Origin of the sequence: Bradyrhizobium sp. AUGA SZCCT0283 (genome assembly GCF_018130385.1) — a bacterium.
GTDB lineage: Bacteria > Pseudomonadota > Alphaproteobacteria > Rhizobiales > Xanthobacteraceae > Bradyrhizobium.
Genome location: NZ_JAFCLU010000107.1, coordinates 1 through 1,497 on the forward strand (window position 1 = coordinate 1; position 1,497 = coordinate 1,497).

Annotated in this window: 2 protein-coding genes; both read left to right on the top strand. The window is 57.6% G+C overall.

Features of this window, described 5'->3' with window-relative positions:
* Positions 1–519: thermonuclease family protein (locus JQ624_RS38290; RefSeq protein WP_249130430.1), on the top strand; the 519-nt coding region annotated here is incomplete at its 5' end.
* Between the two features lie 616 nt (positions 520–1,135).
* On the top strand, positions 1,136–1,497 hold a 362-nt coding region (locus JQ624_RS38295; RefSeq protein WP_212424025.1), incomplete at its 3' end, for a hypothetical protein.

Sequence of the window (1,497 nt, forward strand, 5' to 3'; positions counted from 1 at the left end):
AATCGGTTCAAGGTCGCCGACTTCAAGCCGAAACGCCATGGTTCGCGCTACTTTTCTGGTCTGGTGGTTCTCTGCTTGCTTATCGGCTTCGTAGTTGTCCAGGCATGGCCCAGACTTAAACCCGAATTAGCCAAGCCAGTCGCCGCTTCCTTCACGGTGCGCGTGATTGACGGAGACACGATCAGCCTTGAGGACGGCAAGCCGAACGTTCGTCTAGTCGGATTGAACGCGCCAGAAACGGGAAATCGAGCGCGGTGCGAGGCAGAACGCCAAAAGGGCGAAGTTGCCAAACAGCGCCTTCGTGAACTCGTTAGCAGTGGGCGGTTAGACTTCAATCAAGTCTCGTGTTCCTGTCCCCCCGGCACGGAAGGCACAAATGCCTGCAACTTCGGTCGCCGCTGCGGCACTCTCCGAGTCAATGGCGTGGATGTAGGATCAACTTTGATCAATGAAGGCTTGGCTGTTCGCTTCGCATGCAGCGCGACAAGCTGTCCAACGCTCCCGCGCCCTTGGTGTTGACGTGATTGGCCAAGCAGCGGTCATGAAGCAGCCGCGCGAGCGAACTCGTTCGAAGGGTTAGAACCGCGCTGGCCCCTTCGAGCGAGTTCGCAACCGCCGCGCCGCCGGTCATAGAGGCTAATGATCCCTTCGGTGGCGTCTGCACCGAAACCAACACAAGAATGCGAAACTTATACCGTGTGGCAATGGAGCTACGGTAGTTCGCGCCGTGTCGCTTCTCGGATGCCGTCAAAGAACGAATACCGCAACTTCCTACCCGCACACGTGGGGCGGCGTTCGATTTCGGCGAGCAACTGCGGTTCTACCCCAGATGTCGCTCCACAGCCCTTTTGAGCCGAGAGCGAAAACCGAGTGAAAGCCCTTGGCTCAAAGCCGGAATGGTGTCTAAACTTCTCTTTGGTCCGCGTATTTCGAGGCCATCGATGAATTATCCCCAAATGAAGGACGAGCGCCTGTTGGCGTTTTACGGGAACGTCCGTCAGCAAGTCGCTTTAGATGCAGGAAGCCGTTACCGCTTCGCGGGCGATGGCGTCCGCGCATACGCGGATAAGCTTCGCGAAGAAATGGACCGACGGCGGCTTAGGTTCACGCCCATTGATTGGCCGGAGGACGGCCGTTGATGATGGATAACGGATTGGACGTGCCGCTTCAGGTTCGCGACCTGGCCGCCGGTGTTAACCGCAAACCAAGTCGTGTTTTGGCACGCGCGGCGTTTAGCCGGCTCGCGCGCATCGGTTATCGGCTACGGCCAAATATTCGAGGTGATCTAGACAGAACGGCCAAATGGGCCGCATGGCCTTTCGTTGGTGATCAAATGACGCACAGCGGCCAAAAGGGCTTCGGTATGACAAAGCACGGCCGATCAGGATATGCGACCCGATCGCCGCGTTTCCGTTTCCTGCAGAAGCTCGAAGCACAAAAGAACGATCGCAAGGACCGCTCTCGGATCAAGGACCCGAAACTGTCCGTCGGAGAGGT